Below are 16,508 nucleotides of genomic sequence, written 5' to 3' on the forward strand. Positions count from 1 at the left end.
GGCGGCCTGTTCCCCTGGAGGTGGGGACGACATGGAATCGACGATCACCGAACAGCAGGCTCGCGACAAGGTCGAGCAGTACATCCAAGGCGCGTTGTCGGCGTTGCCCGCCGACGCCGAATTGAAGCCGTTCACGCGGAACCGTTCGGAATGCACCGATCCGACCGACAAGGGACCGCTGGGCCGCTTCGAGATCTCGGCGACCTACGAGATCGTCGGCCTGGACTCCGCGCGGTTCGCCGAGCACTTCACCGCGATCACTCGGTGGTGGGAAGCGAACGCCTTCAAGATCCTGACCGACGCCCGGCCGACGGATCAGTATGTCTTCGCGCGCAACACCGGCGATGCCTTCGACATGTCGATCAAGGCGAACGACCTCGGCAAGTTCTACGTCGGCGCGACCTCCCCCTGCGTCTGGCCGAACGGCACGCCCGAACCCCAGGCCCTCGAAGCCACCCAAGCCACCGAGCCCGAGCAGCCGGTCGCCGCTCCCCCGCCGCCGGAACCGGTCCGCAAACCGCGTCGAGCCCCCGTCGACGACGAGGACTTCGCCCAGACCGACTGGACCGACGGCGGCACCTCCTTCTGACCGCTCGCGGTGGCGACGTGTCGCGAAAGCCACTTTCGCGACGTCTGATGTCCCGAAAGTGGCTTTCGCGACGTCGGTGACCGTGGGCGGCAAGGCGATTCCGGCCATCCGGTGCCGGATGTGGTGAGTGGGCCGGATTCCGGGAAGCCCAGCCGCTGGGAAAACGGGTCGACCCGCCGCCACCCGGCCTCTACCCTCCGGCCGTGACCGCCGAACTCGCCGCCGCCCCCAGCCAGCACGTCGCACACCGCGGCCGGGGCATCACGCTGATCCTGCTCGCCGCGCTCTTCTTCGGGACCTCGGGTGTGCTGGGCAAACCGGCGATGCAAGCCGGGTTGTCACCGGAGCAGGTCGCGGCGATCCGCATCGGGCTGTCGGCGATCGTGCTGCTCGCGCTGGTCGCCGTCTTCCGGCCGAAGCTCCTCAAAGTCACGAAGAACGAGTGGCCGCTGCTGCTCGCGTACGGCTCCCTCGGTGTCGCGGGCGTCCAGCTCATGTACTTCCTGGCGGCGGGCCGGATCCCGGTCGGCATCGCGATCCTGCTCGAGTTCACCTCTCCGGTGCTGATCGCGCTGTGGGTGCGGTTCGTGCGCCGGGTGCGGCTGCCGAGGGTGATGTGGGCGGGCATCGCGCTGGCGATGACCGGGTTGATGCTGGTCGCGCAGGTCTGGGAGGGGCTCAGCCTGGACGTCCTCGGGTTGCTCGCCGGGCTGGGCGCGGCCGTCTGTTCGGCGGGCTACTTCCTCTTGGGCGAACGTGGCGTCGCGGACCGCGATCCGCTCGGCATGGTCACCTGGGGCATGACGATCGGCGCGGTCCTGGTGTGCGTGGTCGCCCCGCCGTGGACGATCCCGTGGGGCATCCTCGACACGCCTGCGACGTTCGGGCCGTGGGAGCCGCCGGTGTGGTCGTTGCTGATCGCGCTGGTGCTGATCGCGACCGTCCTCGCCTACGCGACGGGCATGGCGGCGCTGCGCCATCTTCCGGCGCCGGTGGCGAGCGTCGTCGGGCTGGTGGAGCCGTTGATCGCCGCCACCGCGGCCTGGCTGCTGCTGGGCGAGGCCCTCAGCTGGATCCAAGCCGCCGGCGCGGTGGTGCTGCTGACCGGCGCGTACATCGTCCAGCTGAATTCGAACGTGGTCCAGACGGACTCAACCCTGCTGGAAGCCCCGTAGGTCGCTGATCTCCTGCTGCTGCGAACGTGAGGTCGTCGCGGCGAGATCGCGGGCGTCGGGGTTGCGGCCGTGCTGGGTTTCGGCGTCGGCGATGCGGACGCCCGCTTCGCGCTGGCGCAGCAGCCGCGCGGCGAACTGGCGGTCGAAGTCCTTTCCGGACAGTCCGGCCAGCGCCGCCATGTCACCCGGGCTGATGTACCCGTCGCGCTGGACGTGTTCGAGGTTCGGGTCGTCCGGCGCGGGCTGGCCCCACGCCTCGATGAGCCCGGACAGCCGCGCGATCTCCGGTTCGTGCGTGTCGATGACCCGCTTCGCGAGCGCCTTCAGCTGCTCGTTCGACGCGCGGCTTTCCGCCAGGGAAGCCAGATCCATGCCCTGCTGATGGTGCGCCAGGGCCTGCCGCGCGAAGGCGACGTCGGCGTCGTTGAACGGGACGGCGGCCTGCTGCGCCACCGGTGATGACGCCGGAGGCGCCGTCTGCGACTGGGGTGCCTCGTCCGAGCAGCCCGCGAGCGCGGCGGCCAGGGCGACGGCGGGCAGGAACCGGAGGACGGCGTGCGGCATCGAAGAGCTCCTCGGAACGCGCGGTGGAGGTGCCTAGGTTCGCAGAGTCCACATCGGCCTGTTCACCTGGGGTTGCGCAAACACTTTTCCTCCTGGCCTCGCGGTGCGACAATCCCGCGATCCGCCGTCACTCCGACAGGAGGTAACCGCGAAATGGGTGCAGAAGCCGGTTCCGAACGGGCGGGTCTGCGCCCGGACCTGCGGCAACGTCACGTCCGGATGATCGCCCTCGGCGGCATCATCGGCGCGAGCCTGTTCATCGGCAGCGGCGCGGTCATCCACACCGTCGGCCCGGCGGCCGTCCTCTCCTACGCCATCGGCGGCCTGATCGTCGTGCTGGTGATGCGGATGCTCGGCGAGATGGCGACGGCCGCGCCGTCGCAGGGCTCCTTCATGGAATACGCGCGGACCTCGCTCGGCGGCTGGGCGGGCTTCACGGTCGGCTGGCTGTACTGGTACTTCTGGGTCGGCGTGGTCGCGTTCGAGGCCGTCGCCGGGGCGAAGATCCTGCAGACGTGGATTCCCGTTGTGCCGCAATGGATCTTCTCGCTCGTGCTGATGCTGCTGCTGACCGCGACCAACCTCGCCTCGGCCCGTTCGTTCGGGGAGACGGAGTTCTGGCTCGCGTCGGTCAAGATCGCCACGATCGTGGTGTTCCTGGTGGTGGGCGTCCTGTTCGTGCTCGGGGCGTGGCCCGGCGGATCGTTCTCGGTCGGCAACATCGCGCAGGACGGTTTCCTGGCCAACGGCCCGTTCTCGGTGGTGCACGGGGTGGTGATCGTGATCTTCTCCTACTTCGGCGCGGAGATCGTCACCATCGCCGCCGCCGAATCGCGCGAGCCCGAAGTGGCCGTGCGCAAGGCGACCTCGTCGATCGTCTGGCGGGTCATCGTCTTCTACGTCGGCTCCGTGACGCTGTTGGTGATGATCACCGGCTGGCGCGACATCCCCACGACGACGAGCCCGTTCGCCGCCGCGTTCGGCCGGTTCGGCATCCCCGCCGCCGAGACGGTGGTCAGCGCGGTGGTGCTGACGGCCGTGCTGTCGGTGCTGAATTCGGGTCTGTACACCGCTTCCCGCATGCTGTTCGCGTTGCGCGGCAACGGCTGGGCGCCGAAGTGGATCGCGGACACGAACCGGCGCGGCGTGCCGTGGAAGGCGATCCTGGTGTCCACGTCGGTCGGCTACGTGGCCGTGGTGATGAACTTCGTGTCCCCGGACAAGATCTTCTACTTCATCATCAACTCCGCCGGCGCGGTCGCGTTGTTCGTCTACGCGATCATCGCCGGCTCACAGCTCCGGATGCGGCGCCGCCTGGAGGCCGAGGCACCAGAACGGCTGAAACTGCGCATGTGGGGCTACCCCTGGCTGAGCTGGCTCACGCTCGCCGGGACGCTGGCCGTGGTCGCGTCGATGCTGTTCGTGGACGGGGACACGCGGGCCCAGCTGTACCTGAGCCTCATCAGCCTGGCGGTGATCCTCGGCGTCTACTTCATCCAGCGCCGGCGATCCGGCCCAGAGCACCGTAGAACACCTCTCCGATCCTCGCGGGATCACGGCTGAGGAAGGCCTGGCCGCCGGCGGGCGCGACGAGCTGACGGAGTTCGGTCTCGTCGGCCTCCGGCCCGATCCCGATGGCGATCAACGGCACCGGGCGGTCCCGGTCGCTCAGCTTTCCCAATTCCGCCACCAGGTTCTCGCGGCTGATGCCACCGGGATCGGTGTCGCGGCCGTCGGTCATCACGATGACGAGGTTCAGCTTCCCCCGCTCCCATTCCTCGTGCGCCAGCCGGTAGATGTCGAGGACACTGTCGTACAGCCCGGTCTGCCCGTCCGGCACGGCACGGACGGCGCGCAACCGGTCGACGGCGGCCAGCTGCTGACGGATCGGCGCCATCGGCAGGATCTCCCGGTAGTCGCGGTCACCGTCCACTTTGGTCGCGAAGGCCAGAAAACGGGCCTGTGACGTGGATCTGAACAGGTGCAAGGCGTTCTCCGCCGCCTCCAGCGTGATCCGCAGCCGGGACTTGCCCGTGCCCGGGACCGGCGCGCTCATCGAACCGGACACGTCGATCAGCACCTGGACCCGGGCGCTCGCGTTCACCGCGGCCCACTGGCTGAGTGCCTTGGCGACCTCCGCGGCGTCCGGGATTTCGGCGCTGCGCTGTCCTTGTGCCTCGACGCGTTGATCGGTTTCGGTGAGCCGCAACGCCTGCCCGCCGGCGGCGCGCAGCTCCGACCTCGGGCCGGTCGCGGCACCGCGGAGCAGCGCGCGTTTCAGTTCCGCGACGGCCTTGCCCTGCTGCGCGGTCGCTCCCTCGACCTCGACGAACGGGTAGTCGAGCGCGGGAGCGGCGGACGAGTACACGGCCACCGACGCGGTCTCGCCTTCGAGAAGGGCGGAGTTGTGCCGCAGCACTGCGTTCTCGGCCGCTGGGAACACCGTCGCGCCCGATGTGGTGGGCAAGAATTTCCGGAGCGAAGCCACGTACGCGGAGGCGTCCTTCGTGAGCTCGCGGAGTGCCACCAGCGCGGAAACCCCGGCGGGATCGCTTCCCGGGTCCGGCATGCCGGCGACGATTCCGGTGTGGCCGAGTACTTCCGGCCAGGTCAGCGGCTTGCGGGGCCAGCCGAGCTCTCGCGCGACCGGCTCCGCGACCGCGAGCACGACCGGCGAACTGGCGATCGACGGTCCGGAGAGGGGCACACCGCCGGCCTTTCCCAGGAACAGCGTCGAGGACGGGATCCAGGCCTGCGGCCGGGACGCCGCCCCGGACAGCTCGGCCGCGACCTGGTGGGATTCCCTTGCCTGGACGTCGAAGGCGATGCAGGCGAGATCGAGAGCGCGGGCGGCTTCGGTGACCGCGGGGGCGATGTCGGGCGACGCCGCGACGACCACCCGCACGGGCTCGCAGCCGGGCTCGGACCTCGCCATCGCCACGGCGACCCAGGTGGCCGCGCCGAGCACGGTCACCAGCAACGGGAGGAGTATCCGTTTTCGAGTCCGGGCGGTGGCGTGGCGTCCCATGAACTCTCCCGGCAGGGGGCTCGAGGAGCGTCCGAGGGTACGCCGACCCCACCCCTAGGGGAAGGCCGCGACTTTCGGCGGAGAAAGACCCCACCGAGGCGGGAGGTGCCCAGGCGCGGCGCGCGAAACACTTGCCCGGTAAGGAAAGCACTCGAAACCGGGGGAAATTCGTGATGAACCGGCCCACTCGTGCGGAACAGCGCAAAGCCCGCAACGCCCTTTTCGGCCAGGCGCTCACGGTCGCCTTCGCGCTGCTGCTCGCAGCCGCCACTCGCGCGTGAAGGCCCCCTTCCCTCGGCTGAGCCGAGGGAAGGGGGCCTTCACGCGCGTTCGGGACTAGACGGGGATGACCGTCGGCACGATCATCGGACGGCGCCGGTAGGTGTCGGCGACCCAGCGGCCGACGACGCGGCGCACGGCCTGCGCGATGCGGTGCGTGTCGGTGATGCCCTCGGCCTCGGTCCTGGCGAGTTCCATCTCCACCATGGGGAGCACGGCGTCGAGCGCCTTCGGGTCGTCGGAGAACCCGCGCCCGGACACCGTCGGGCGGGTCACCGCGCGGCCGGTGCTGGTGTCGACGGCGACGGTGATGGCGATGAAACCGCCTTCGCCCAACACGAGCCTGTCCGACAGCGTCGACTCACCGACGTCACCGACCGAGAGGCCGTCGACGTACACGTGCCCGACCTCGACCCGGCCGGTCCGCGTGGCCTTGCCGTCGACGAGGTCGACCACGACGCCGTCCTCGGCGATGACCACGTTCTCCGGCGCGACACCGGTGCGCACGGCCAGCTCGCCGTTGGCGCGCAGGTGCTTCCACTCGCCGTGCACCGGCATGACGTTGCTGGGGCGCACCGCGTTGTACAGGTACAGCAGCTCGCCCGCCGACGCGTGCCCGGACACGTGCACCTTGGCGTTGCCCTGGTGCACGACGTTCGCGCCGAGCCGCGTGAGGCCGTTGACGACGCCGAAGACCGCGGTCTCGTTGCCCGGGATCATCGAGCTGGCCAGTACGACGGTGTCGCCGGCGCGGATCGAGATCTGCCGGTGCTCGCCGCGCGCCATCCGCGACAGCGCCGACAGCGGCTCGCCCTGCGAACCGGTCGACACGAACAGCACCTTGCTCTCGGGCAGGTCGCCCGCCTGGTCGAGGTTGACCAGCAGGCCGTCGGGCACGTTCAGCAGCCCGAGGTCGGCGGCGATCCCCATGTTCCGGACCATCGAGCGGCCGACGAAGGCGACCCGGCGGCCGTGCCGCACGGCGGCGTCGAGCACCTGCTGGACGCGGTGCACGTGGCTCGCGAAGCAGGCGACGATGACGCGCTGGCCGACCTTGCGGACGACGTCGTCGAGCACCGGGCCGATGTCGCGCTCCGGCATGACGAACCCGGGCACCTCGGCGTTGGTCGAGTCGACGCAGAACAGGTCCACGCCCTCGTCGCCGAGCCGGGAGAACCCGGCGAGGTCGGTCAGCCTGCCGTCGAGCGGGAGCTGGTCGAGCTTGATGTCGCCGGTGTGCAGCACGACGCCCGCGGGTGTGCGGATGGCCACCGCGAGCGCGTCCGGGATCGAGTGGTTGACCGCGAAGAACTCCAGGTCGAACTCGCCGACCTTGCGTCGCTCGCCCTCGCGGACCTCGATCAGGTTCGGCCGCTGCCGGTGCTCCTTGGCCTTGGCCGCGAGCAGCGCGTTCGTGAACCGGGAGCCGTAGATCTTCAGGTCCGGGACCAGCCGCAGCAGGAACGGGACGGCGCCGATGTGGTCCTCGTGCCCGTGGGTGAGGACGAGGCCGTCGATGTCCTCGAGGCGGTCTTCGATCGCGCGGAAGTCGGGCAGGATCAGGTCGACGCCGGGCTGGTCGTCTTCGGGGAAGAGCACCCCGCAGTCGACGATCAGCAGACGGCCGCCGAACTCGAAGACGGTCATGTTGCGGCCGACTTCGCCGATCCCGCCGAGCGCGACCACGCGCAAGGCGCCTTCGGGCAGCGCGGGCGGTGGGGTGGTCGGTCCGGGTCCGGTTGGCAATGAACTCACCGAGGCATGGTCCCTACGCTGGTATGTGAGGTCGGCGCCGTGTAGGCCGCCGCTGAATCTGCTTGTGCCACTCGTGCACCATGCCAGTCACTGGCGGCGCTTTCCCCGAGCGGCACGCCCCCCTGGGCGAGATCCGCGGAAATCGCCTGGAGCTGCTCGTCGTTCGCGGCCACGATGGGCAGCCGCGGGTCACCGATGTCGAAGCCGCGCAGCCGCAGGGCCGCCTTCGAGAACGCCACGCCGCCGACCCGGGACATCGCCCGCAGGACCGGCAGCATGCCGCGGTGGTTGGTGCGCGCGGTGGAGGTGTCGCCGGACTCGTAGGCGTCCATCATGCCGCGGATACGGCCCGCCACGACGTGCCCGATCACGCTGACCACGCCGGTGCCGCCGACCGAGACCCACGGGAGGTTGAGGCCGTCGTCACCGGAGTAGTAGGCGAGCTGGGTGTTCGCGATGACCTCGGAGCCGGCGATCAGGTCGCCCTTGGCGTCCTTGACCGCGAGGATGCGCGGGTGCTCGGCCAGCCGCAGCAGCGTGTCGACCTCGATGGGGACGATCGAGCGCGGCGGGATGTCGTAGAGCATCACCGGCAGCTCGGTGGCGTCGGCGACCGTGGTGAAGTGCGCGTAGAGCCCGGCCTGGCTGGGCCGCGAGTAGTACGGGGTGACGACGAGGATGCCGTGGGCGCCGGCGGCTTCGGCCTGCTTCGCCTGCTCGATGCTGTGCGCGGTGTTGTTCGTGCCGGCCCCGGCGACGATCGTCGCGCGGTCACCGACGGCCTCGACGACGGCCCGGACCAGCTCGGCCTTCTCGGCGTCGGTCGTGGTGGGGCTCTCGCCGGTCGTGCCGTTCACGACGAGACCGTCGTTGCCCAGTTCCACGAGGTGTTCGGCCAGCTCCTGCGCCCGCTTCAGGTCCAGCGCGCCGTCGGCGTCGAAGGGGGTGGCCATCGCGGTGAGCACGCGCCCGAACGGTCTTCCCGGCGCTGCGGTGGGTGGAGTGGACATGCTGTGAAGGTACCTCCTGCCAGCGCCGAACCCCTTGCCGACGTGGTCGCTCCCGCCGAATGCGGGAGATTTTCCGCGGCGAAGGCGAACTCGGCGCAAACTCTCTGTGAGCTATTTGACCTTGGTCGTGATCTGCGCGGGGATCTGGCTGCCGTCGGTCTTGGCGAGCAGGCAGTAGTAGCCGCGTGAATAGCTCGGGTCGTCCTCGTTGGGCGGCCGGTTCCATTCGGCTTCGGTCGGCACGACGGCCCGCCAGGTCAGCGAGGCTCGTTGCGCCCCGGGCACGACGTTCGAGTTGAAGGTCGCCGAGCAGAGCGACTCGGCGATCCGGTTGACCGCGTCCGCGCCGGGATACACCGCGACCTGGGCTTCGTCGTCCGAAGCGGACTCGACGTCGAGCAGGCTGCCCTTGGCGAAGACCTCCAGCAGATGGTCCTTGTCGCAGCTGATGCCGTCGTTCAGGTTGACGCCCTCTTTGAGCGGCACGTTGTAGCAGTCACCGGAGGAGCCGAGCTTGACCTGCCCGTTGATGCCGTAGGTCAGGGTGGGCTGGGCCTGATTGTTCCCCTCCGGCGCGGCCATCCACCGGCCGAGGAAGATCCCGCCGACCAGCGCGCCGATCACGGCGACCGCGGCCAGGCTCAGCCACAGCGGGCGCAGGTTGCGCTTCGCCGGGGCCGGGGCCGGGGCGAGCCGGGTCATCGGCTGACCGTGCTGCGGCATCATCGCCGTGCCGCCCGAAGGCGGCGTCGGCTGGGCCTGCACGCCCTGCGCGGCCGCGAGCAGGCTGCGCACCTGGTCGTACGACATCCGCGCCTCGGGTTTGGTGACCAGCAGGCCGAGGATCGCGGCGGCCAGCGGGCCCTGGACCCTGGTCAGGTACGGGGCCTCGGTCATGATCGCGTGCAGTGTCGCGGCGGTGGTCGACCGTTCGAACGCGACGATGCCCTCCGCGGCGAAGAACAGCGTCGTGCCCAGCGACCAGAGATCGGATTCCGGCATCGCGTCGCGGCCCTCGACCCGTTCCGGCGCCATGAACGCGGGCGAGCCGACGATCATGCCGCTGGTGGTCAGGCGCGGGTCGTCGGCGGCGTGCGCGATACCGAAGTCGGTGAGCTTCACCCGGCCGTCCGGCGCGACCATGATGTTCGCGGGTTTGACGTCGCGGTGCACGATCCCGGCGGCGTGCGCGGCCCGCAGCGCGGACAGCACCCGCTCCCCCACCAGCGCGACCTGCTGGGCGGGCAGCGGCCCGTGGTCGCGCACCAGGTCGGCCAGGGTCGGCGCCTCGACCAGCTCCATCACGATGTAGGTCGCGCCGTTCTCGGTGACGACGTCGTACACCGTCACGACGGCCGGGTCGTTGAGGCGCCCACCCGAGCGGACCTCGCGCAGCATCCGCTCCGACAGCACCGAGGCGTCCTCGGGCGCGTTGGGGAACTTGAGCTCCTTGATCGCGACCTGACGGCCGATCACCTGGTCCTGCGCGCGCCAGACGATGCCCATCCCGCCGCGGCCGAGCTCGCCCAGCAGGGCGTATCGGCCGGCGACGATCCGCGCGCCGGAGGCCTGCTGCGTCTGCTGGGGCGGCCCGTACGGACGGGTCTGTTCGTCGGTCAAGGTTCGGTGCTCCTTCGGTTCGCGCAGGATGCTAACTCGGACCCGTTCGCGCGCCGAAAGGTTCCTTCGCCGGGCTCGTGAATCAGACCGTGACCTCGTGCCCGGCTTCCCGGAGCGCCTTCACCGCGCGCTCCAGTTCCGGGGCCCGGACCAGCACGTGGTCGGTGTCGAACGTGGACATCGAGAACAGCGCCACCCCGGCGGCGGCCAGCTCGCTGGACAGCGCCGCGATGATGCCGGTCAGCGTGAAGGCCAGCGGCCCGCGCACCGACAGCAGCCGCCAGCCGTCCTCGACGGTGGCCCCGGCCGGCGCGAGACCGGCCGGGCAGATCACCGACAGCTCTTCCGGGGTGCGTGTGATCGAGATCAGCACGGGCTCGCCGGGGTCGAGCAGGTTCGCCGGAACCGGCGCGTCCGGGGCGAGGCGGGCGACCGTGTACTCGCCGGGCCGGACGTCGATCGCGAGGCGTCGCATCAGCCCTCGAGGACCTTCGGGCTGGACGCGACCTCGGTGCCGTCGGGCAGCGCGGAGATGGTGAAGTCCGCGAACACGTTGCTCGAAGCCTTCTGCAGCTCGCGCAGGCACTCGATGGCCAGGGCGCGGATCTCGACGTCGGCGTGCTCGGTGGCGCGCATCGCGATGAAGTGCCGCCAGGCGCGGTAGTTGCCGGTCACCACGATGCGGGTCTCGGTCGCGTTCGGCAGCACGGCGCGGGCGGCCTGGCGGGCCTGCTTGCGGCGCAGGGTCGCGCTCGGCACGTCGGCGAACTTCTCCTCCAGCCCGGCGAGCAGCTCGGTGTAGGCGTCGACGGCGGCCTGCGAGGCGGCGAGGAACTTCGCGTGCAGCTCCGGGTCCTGCGCGATGACGTCGGGCTCGACGAACGCGGCGTCGCGCTCCGGCACGTAGCGCTGCGAAAGCTGCGAGTAGGAGAAGTGACGGTGACGGATCAGCTCGTGCGTCAGCGACCGGGAGATGCCGGTGATGTAGAAGCTGACGGAACCGTGCTCCAGCACCGAAAGGTGACCGACGTCGATGATGTGCTCGAGGTAGCCGGCGTTGGTGGCGGTCTTCGGGTTCGGCTTCTTCCAGGACTGGTAGCAGGCCCGGCCCGCGAATTCGGCCAGCGCCTCACCACCGTCGGCATCGGTCGACCACGGTACGTCCGACGGCGGGAAGAACTCCGTCTTCGCGATCAGTTGAACCTTGGGTGACACGGTCTCGGCCACGTTCGCACTCCTTTTCGACCCCTGCTCCACGACTCCGGGCAGCGTAACCGCAAGCGTCTTTGACGCCGGGGAGACATCACGGTGACGTCAGCTCTCCTTGACATGACATCACAAGTGACGTCATAGTGGTGTCATGGATCTGACGCCGTACATCACAAGCCTTCGCGAGGACCTCGCGAACACGGCTTCGGCCGGCGACGAGCAGACGCGGCGCGCTGCCGCGCTGCTGTCGTCGGCGCTGGAGCCGGCCGCCCGCCTGACCATCATGAACGCCCTCGCCGACCTGGCCGCCGAAGTGACTTCCGCGCTGCCGGGGCACGTCGTCGACGTCCGGCTCGACGGCCGCGACGTGCGCGTCGTCGTCACCGGGGCGAGTGAGAGCGCCGAGCAGTCCGCGCCCCGCCAGGAGGCGCCGCGGGAGGCCCCGCGCACGCCCAAGGTGGACACGGGCGACATCACCCGCATCACGCTGCGCCTGTTCGAGCAGGTCAAGGGCCAGGCCGAGGCCGCGGCCGCCGCTCAGGGCGTCTCGCTGAACACGTTCGTCTCGCAGGCCGTCCAGGGGGCGCTGGGCAAGAGCGGGAGCGAGCACTGGCACTACAAGCAGAAGCCGGGCGGCGGTGCGGGGTCGCACCTGCACGGCTGGGTCCAGGGCTGAGGGGGACGAAAATGACCGAGGAAAACACTCCCGCGGGTGAAGAGACCGTGCGTGTCGAGGACTTCGAGGCCGAAGGCCCGATCGAGATCGACGTGAGCGTGGGCATCGGCCGGGTGACCATCGAACTGACCGGCGAGAGCGGCGTCCACGCCGAGGTCCGCCGGGACGGCGGCGAACAGCAGCCGTGGGTGGACGGGATGACGAGTCTGCTCAGCTGGGTCGGGGAACGTTTCGGAGACCAGCTCGGCGGTTCACCGGTGGGGTCGGCGGGTGACGCCGTGGCGCAGACCCGGATCGAGAAGGTCGGCAACCGGCTGGTCGTCCAGGCGCCGAAGGCCTGGCAGCTGAAGAACGTCCCGCTGGCCGTGACGGTCCGGGCGCCCGCCGGTTCGCACCTGGAGGTGCGGGCCGGGGCGGCCGACGTCACGGTGACCGGCTCCGCCGGGCGGGCCGACCTCCTGACCGGCGCCGGCAAGATCGGCCTCGAACGGGCCGACGGTTCGGCGATCGTCCGCACCGGCACCGGCGACATCAAACTCGGGCCGACCCTGTCCGGTCTCCAGCTGCGCACCGGCAGCGGCTCCGTCGAGGCGGCCTCGGTGAGCGGTTCGGCCACGCTCGCGACCGGCACGGGTGACGTCTGGCTCGGCGAGGTCGCGGGCGAGGTCCTGGCGCGCACCGGCAGCGGCTCCCTCTCGGTGGCGGACGCCGCCTCCGGGACGCTGGAGCTGACCACCGGATCGGGTGAAGTCCGCGTCGGGATCCGCGGCGGCGTTCAGGCGGAGATCGACCTTTCGTCGACGACCGGGTCGGTGTCGAGCGAACTGGAGGTCGCGGAGACCGCGCCCGCGGAGGTGTCGCTGAAGGTGCGGGCGCGCACCGGCACCGGCGACGCGGTGGTGACCAGCGCGGCCAGCTGAGGTCGCGGACCGCAGGGGGATCGAGGGACCTTTGCTCTCACTTTTCCACGGGGGTGGGAGCGAAGGTCCCTCGCTCATTTCAGATGCTCACGGACGACCGACAGATGGACGCCGGTGATGCCTGTGCGCGGGTCGACCCGCACCAGGTGGGTGACTTTTCCTTCTCGCCTGGCCAGGAACGCGTCCCTGGCCGCGGGGTACAGATCGAAATCGTCGTCGAGCCACACGAGGGGCCGCTGCCCGGCATAACGAGCGACGGCGTCGAACTTCCAGCCGCTGTCGACGTTCGCGCAGTCCACGGCGGGAAGCGTGGGCAGGCCGATGGCCGGTCCCACCATGGTGTTCGCCTGATGGCCCCAGGTCGTCGCCCAGACCAGCTCCGCGTCACCGGCCGCGTCGAGCAGCGCCGTCCCGTGACCCGGGTTGAGCCACATCCGCAGCGGATGACGCCGGCTCCAGCCTCGGAGCCGGAACTTGTGCTCGACGAACCCCGGCGGCTTGGGCTTGGCCGCGAAAGGGTTCAGCGGACCGTCGACGTCGAGGAAAAGCACCGGCCGCATCGGTCCATGATGCCCGAGGCCCACCCACGAATCGGACGTTGACGAAGGATTTGGGACCTTGCGTGTCCCGGATCCTTCATCAACGGCTCGGTCCGGATCAGTGCACGAGGCGTGAGAGCACCGGAGCGAGATCACCCCGCTCCCCCACCACGACCCCGTCCAGCCCCTGCCAGTCCGCCATCAGCCGCAGCTCGCCCGCCAGCTCACTGGCCACGCGTGCGACATCGACACCGGGCTCGGCGAAGGCGCCCTGAACGCGAAGCACCCCGGCGGCCCGATCGCATTTGAGGTCGACCCGGCCGACGAGTTCGCCGTCGAGCAGGAACGGGAACACGTAGTACCCGTAGATCCGCTTCGGCTCCGGCACGTAGATCTCGATGCGGTAGAAGAAATCGAAGATGCGCTCGGTGCGGGCGCGTTCCCAGATCAGCGGGTCGAACGGCGACAGCAATGCCCGGCCGGTGACGCGACGAGGCGCCTTCGCCGCGACGTGCCGGTACGCCGGGGCGGGCCAGCCGTCCACGGTCACCAATTCGAGTACACCCTCCTCGACCAGTTCGGCCACCGCCCGCTTGCTCACGTCCGGGCCGAGCCGGTAGTAGTCCCGCAGATCCGGTTCGGTGCCGATGCCCAGCGCGACGGCCGCGCGGGTGATCAGCTCGCGGGCGCCTTCCTCCGGGCTCACGGTCCGAGACAGGATCTCCGGCGGGACGACGCGTTCGGTCAGGTCGTACAGCCGCTCGAACGACCGGCGCGTGCCGGTGGTCAGCTGCCCCATGCCGAAGAGCCACTCGCAGGCCTTCTTGACCTCCGACCGCTCCCACCACGAGCCGGGTTTCGTGCCGGTCCCCTTACCCTCCAGCGCACGCTCGATACCGCCCGCGCCGATCGGCCCGAGTTCCTTGACCACGGTCAGGATGTCGTCCACCAGCTGGGGCGTCTGCTCCAGCACCCGCGCGTAGTTCGTCCACCAGCCCATGCGTTTCGCCCCGGACCGCAGGAGCGGCCAGTCCGCGATCGGCAGCAGACTCGCCTCGTGGGCCCAGGTTTCGACCAGCAGCCGGGGTTTGCGCGCGGAATGGGACCAGGCCGCGTCGTCCACCAGCGCGGGCTCGTACGCACCGAGCCGGGAGAACAGCGGCATGTAGTGCGCGCGGACCGCGACGTTCACCGAATCCAGTTGCAGCAACTGGATTCGCGACAGCACGCGTTGCAGATGCCGCCTTGTCGCCGCTCCGCCCGGACGCGCCTCGGCAAACCCCTGTGCGGCCAGCGCGATCCGGCGCGCGACCGGCCCGCTGATGGTCGTAGTGCTCATCCTGCGCATGCTGCCATCCACCACCGACAGTTTCCGGCCGCACCGCTAATCTGCGCAGCATGGCCGCCGCCGAAGTCCGCCCAGCAGTCGTGTCCGACGCCCCCGAGATCGCCCGCATCCAGCGCGACACGTGGCGAAGCGCCTACACGGAGTTGCTCGGCGAAGCGGCCGTCGCCGGGCTCGACATCGACGAACTCGAAAAGACCTGGACCGAAACGATCGAGTACCCGGGCACGCGCGTCTTCCTCGCCACCGAAGGCGAGTTCACCGTCGGCTTCTGCGTCGCCGGTCGCGCTCCGGTGAGCGAGGTCGCCACCGCCGACGGATCGCTGCCCGACGACGCTTCGACGACGGCGCTCATCGCCTCACTGCTCGTCGAGCCGCGCTGGGGACGGCGCGGGCACGCGGGACGCCTGCTGGCGAACGCGTCCGCCTGGCTGCGCGGGGACGGCGCCACGCGCGGGATCAGCTGGGTCGCCCAGACCGATCACGCGTCACTGGGCTTCTTCCGCCGCGCGGGCTGGTCGCCCGACGGGACCGTCCGCATCCTCGACACCGGGAGCACGAACGTGCGCGAAGTCCGCCTCACCGGCGGCCTCGACCTCGAGCTCACTCCGTGACTTCGCGAACACGACCCAGCGCATCACCGAGTACATGAAGACGCCTTCGCACGCCCCGGCGATGAGCCGGGAGAGGCGGTAGTCGACGCCCAGCGCGGCCAGCCCGGCGCCGACGCCGAGCAGGAACGCCACGTAGTTGATGATGATCGCGATGACGTACAGCACCGCCTGTTTGCCGACGGGCGCGTGCGAACGGAAGTTCATGCTGCGGTTCAGCACGAAGCTCAGGCCGAACGCCGTCGCGTAGGCGAGCGTGATCGCCAGCCACACCGGCAGGCCGAGCCAGCTCCGGAGCAGCATCAGCAGGATCAGGTCGACCCCGAAGGTGAACCCGTTGATGAGCGCGAAACCGAGGAAACTCGGCGCCACCAGCCGGGAAAGCCCGAAGGGGAGGCGCCGCACCACGGCCGCGCAGAAGTCGGCGAAGCGATCCGCGAAACCTTTGCCGCGGACCGCGTCGTGCACGTCGGCCACGGATTCAGCATGGCAGCGGCAGGTGGCCGCGAACCGACGAACAGGTGATCTTCTGGTGCGGCCCGGAAGCCGGGAACGGGGGCTGGCCCCAGTGCGTCCTGGTTTTCAACTGATAGCTTGGAGAGAACGAAGATAACGGGGAGGCAACGATGGCAGGCTGGTTGCTCCTGTCGTTCGGCGTCGCCTTCGGCTCCGCGATCCTCCCCGTCGTCAGCATCGAGATGTTCCTCATCGGCCTGTGCGCGAGCCAGCCGACGATGCCGTGGCTGCTGCTCGGCGCCATCGTCGCGGCCGGTCAGGTGGGCGGGAAGACGCTCTACTACCTCGCCGCGAAGGGCACGATCAAGCTGCCGAAACCGCTGCACGACCGCCTGCACCGGGAGCGGCCGCCCACCGCGCGCCGGGAAAGATGGCGGGCGCGCACCAAGAAGATGCGCGCCCGGCTCGACGCACTACGCGAACGGTGCCACCGGCATCCGCATTGGATGGCGGGCACGTACGGGGTGAGCTCGGTCGTCGGCCTGCCGCCGTACATGGCCACGAGTGTCCTCGCGGGGCTGGTGCGGATGCCGCTGGCGACGTTCCTGGCCACCGGTTTCCTCGGCCGCTGGCTGCGGTTCAGCCTGCTGGCCGCCTCCCCCGCCCTGTTCGCGGGCTGGTTCCACTACTGAGCCCCGCGCATTCAGAGGACTAAGTGCGGGAAGCGGCTTC

16 protein-coding genes and 1 pseudogene are annotated in these 16,508 nt (G+C 70.1%); 7 read left to right on the forward strand and 10 right to left on the reverse strand.

The window, feature by feature from the left end:
• Positions 1 to 31: 31 nt before the first annotated feature.
• Both H4W30_RS28575 and H4W30_RS28580 read left to right on the forward strand, forming a co-directional pair.
• Positions 32 to 589 (forward strand): hypothetical protein, encoded by a 558-nt coding sequence (locus H4W30_RS28575; protein ID WP_192745641.1) that lies wholly within the window; start codon positions 32 to 34, stop codon positions 587 to 589.
• Positions 590 to 792: 203 nt separating this feature from the next.
• On the forward strand, positions 793 to 1,764 hold the full coding sequence (locus H4W30_RS28580; protein ID WP_192745642.1) for an EamA family transporter: 972 nt from the start codon (positions 793 to 795) through the stop codon (positions 1,762 to 1,764).
• On the opposite strand, the gene H4W30_RS28585 is transcribed toward H4W30_RS28580, so the two are convergent.
• Complete coding sequence (locus H4W30_RS28585; protein ID WP_192745643.1) at positions 1,741 to 2,328, reverse strand: DUF305 domain-containing protein; 588 nt, start codon at positions 2,326 to 2,328, stop codon at positions 1,741 to 1,743. The two genes, H4W30_RS28580 and H4W30_RS28585, sit on opposite strands and share 24 nt — an antisense overlap.
• A 153-nt stretch (positions 2,329 to 2,481) precedes the next feature.
• Here H4W30_RS28585 and H4W30_RS28590 point away from each other — a divergent pair, with 153 nt between their 5' ends.
• Complete coding sequence (locus tag H4W30_RS28590; protein ID WP_192745644.1) at positions 2,482 to 3,891, forward strand: amino acid permease; 1,410 nt, start codon at positions 2,482 to 2,484, stop codon at positions 3,889 to 3,891.
• Here H4W30_RS28590 and H4W30_RS28595 read toward each other — a convergent pair.
• From H4W30_RS28595 to thyX, 6 genes are all read right to left on the reverse strand, one after another.
• Positions 3,821 to 5,356, reverse strand: coding sequence for a VWA domain-containing protein (locus H4W30_RS28595; RefSeq protein ID WP_192745645.1), 1,536 nt, complete (start codon positions 5,354 to 5,356; stop codon positions 3,821 to 3,823). The genes H4W30_RS28590 and H4W30_RS28595 overlap by 71 nt on opposite strands.
• Positions 5,357 to 5,692: 336 nt before the next feature.
• Positions 5,693 to 7,390, reverse strand: coding sequence for a ribonuclease J (locus H4W30_RS28600; protein WP_185927423.1), 1,698 nt, complete (start codon positions 7,388 to 7,390; stop codon positions 5,693 to 5,695).
• Positions 7,387 to 8,400 carry a 4-hydroxy-tetrahydrodipicolinate synthase gene (gene dapA / locus H4W30_RS28605; RefSeq protein WP_034312161.1) on the reverse strand — a complete coding sequence of 338 codons (1,014 nt, stop codon included), beginning with the start codon at positions 8,398 to 8,400 and terminating at the stop codon, positions 7,387 to 7,389. Before dapA ends, H4W30_RS28600 begins: the two co-directional genes overlap by 4 nt.
• 111 nt (positions 8,401 to 8,511) lie before the next feature.
• Entirely contained in the window at positions 8,512 to 10,020 is a 1,509-nt protein-coding gene (locus H4W30_RS28610; protein ID WP_192745646.1) for a serine/threonine-protein kinase, read from the reverse strand.
• Positions 10,021 to 10,102: 82 nt separating this feature from the next.
• On the reverse strand, positions 10,103 to 10,495 hold the full coding sequence (locus H4W30_RS28615) for an ACT domain-containing protein (protein WP_034312164.1): 393 nt from the start codon (positions 10,493 to 10,495) through the stop codon (positions 10,103 to 10,105).
• Positions 10,495 to 11,247 (reverse strand): FAD-dependent thymidylate synthase, encoded by a 753-nt coding sequence (gene thyX, locus H4W30_RS28620; RefSeq protein ID WP_007029376.1) that lies wholly within the window; start codon positions 11,245 to 11,247, stop codon positions 10,495 to 10,497. The genes H4W30_RS28615 and thyX overlap by 1 nt, the downstream gene beginning before the upstream one ends.
• Positions 11,248 to 11,380: 133 nt before the next feature.
• Here thyX and H4W30_RS28625 point away from each other — a divergent pair, with 133 nt between their 5' ends.
• Positions 11,381 to 11,905, forward strand: coding sequence for a toxin-antitoxin system HicB family antitoxin (locus tag H4W30_RS28625; protein ID WP_192745647.1), 525 nt, complete (start codon positions 11,381 to 11,383; stop codon positions 11,903 to 11,905).
• 11 nt (positions 11,906 to 11,916) lie between these two features.
• Positions 11,917 to 12,825 carry a DUF4097 family beta strand repeat-containing protein gene (locus H4W30_RS28630; RefSeq protein WP_192745648.1) on the forward strand — a complete coding sequence of 303 codons (909 nt, stop codon included), beginning with the start codon at positions 11,917 to 11,919 and terminating at the stop codon, positions 12,823 to 12,825.
• A gap of 74 nt (positions 12,826 to 12,899) precedes the next feature.
• Here H4W30_RS28630 and H4W30_RS28635 read toward each other — a convergent pair whose 3' ends face one another.
• Both H4W30_RS28635 and H4W30_RS28640 read right to left on the reverse strand, forming a co-directional pair.
• Complete coding sequence (locus tag H4W30_RS28635) at positions 12,900 to 13,385, reverse strand: HAD domain-containing protein (protein ID WP_192745649.1); 486 nt, start codon at positions 13,383 to 13,385, stop codon at positions 12,900 to 12,902.
• Between the two features lie 97 nt (positions 13,386 to 13,482).
• Complete coding sequence (locus H4W30_RS28640; protein ID WP_192745650.1) at positions 13,483 to 14,703, reverse strand: winged helix-turn-helix domain-containing protein; 1,221 nt, start codon at positions 14,701 to 14,703, stop codon at positions 13,483 to 13,485.
• A gap of 59 nt (positions 14,704 to 14,762) precedes the next feature.
• On the opposite strand from H4W30_RS28640, the gene H4W30_RS28645 reads away from it, so the two are divergent.
• On the forward strand, positions 14,763 to 15,323 hold the full coding sequence (locus H4W30_RS28645; protein ID WP_225949901.1) for a GNAT family N-acetyltransferase: 561 nt from the start codon (positions 14,763 to 14,765) through the stop codon (positions 15,321 to 15,323).
• Between the two features lie 66 nt (positions 15,324 to 15,389).
• Here the strand turns inward: H4W30_RS28645 and H4W30_RS44300 are convergent.
• Positions 15,390 to 15,623, reverse strand: a pseudogene (locus H4W30_RS44300) (GtrA family protein); the annotation flags it as partial.
• A gap of 323 nt (positions 15,624 to 15,946) precedes the next feature.
• Between H4W30_RS44300 and H4W30_RS28655 the strand changes: the two are divergent.
• Positions 15,947 to 16,468 (forward strand): YqaA family protein, encoded by a 522-nt coding sequence (locus H4W30_RS28655; RefSeq protein ID WP_192745652.1) that lies wholly within the window; start codon positions 15,947 to 15,949, stop codon positions 16,466 to 16,468.
• The last annotated feature ends 40 nt before the right edge of the window (positions 16,469 to 16,508 follow it).

The sequence above is a fragment of the Amycolatopsis roodepoortensis genome (genome assembly GCF_014873915.1).
Classification (GTDB): domain Bacteria; phylum Actinomycetota; class Actinomycetes; order Mycobacteriales; family Pseudonocardiaceae; genus Amycolatopsis; species Amycolatopsis roodepoortensis.

Bases quoted from the DNA above. Each gene is read 5' to 3' on its own strand.
- dapA (WP_034312161.1), bottom strand. From the start codon at position 8,400: ATGTCCACTCCACCCACCGCAGCGCCGGGAAGACCGTTCGGGCGCGTG.
- H4W30_RS28655 (WP_192745652.1), top strand. From the start codon at position 15,947: ATGGCAGGCTGGTTGCTCCTGTCGTTCGGCGTCGCCTTCGGCTCCGCG.
- H4W30_RS28645 (WP_225949901.1), top strand. From the start codon at position 14,763: ATGGCCGCCGCCGAAGTCCGCCCAGCAGTCGTGTCCGACGCCCCCGAG.
- H4W30_RS28635 (WP_192745649.1), bottom strand. From the start codon at position 13,385: ATGCGGCCGGTGCTTTTCCTCGACGTCGACGGTCCGCTGAACCCTTTC.
- H4W30_RS28575 (WP_192745641.1), top strand. From the start codon at position 32: ATGGAATCGACGATCACCGAACAGCAGGCTCGCGACAAGGTCGAGCAG.
- H4W30_RS28615 (WP_034312164.1), bottom strand. From the start codon at position 10,495: ATGCGACGCCTCGCGATCGACGTCCGGCCCGGCGAGTACACGGTCGCC.
- H4W30_RS28625 (WP_192745647.1), top strand. From the start codon at position 11,381: ATGGATCTGACGCCGTACATCACAAGCCTTCGCGAGGACCTCGCGAAC.
- H4W30_RS28585 (WP_192745643.1), bottom strand. From the start codon at position 2,328: ATGCCGCACGCCGTCCTCCGGTTCCTGCCCGCCGTCGCCCTGGCCGCC.
- H4W30_RS28630 (WP_192745648.1), top strand. From the start codon at position 11,917: ATGACCGAGGAAAACACTCCCGCGGGTGAAGAGACCGTGCGTGTCGAG.
- H4W30_RS28595 (WP_192745645.1), bottom strand. From the start codon at position 5,356: ATGGGACGCCACGCCACCGCCCGGACTCGAAAACGGATACTCCTCCCG.
- H4W30_RS28640 (WP_192745650.1), bottom strand. From the start codon at position 14,703: ATGAGCACTACGACCATCAGCGGGCCGGTCGCGCGCCGGATCGCGCTG.
- H4W30_RS28590 (WP_192745644.1), top strand. From the start codon at position 2,482: ATGGGTGCAGAAGCCGGTTCCGAACGGGCGGGTCTGCGCCCGGACCTG.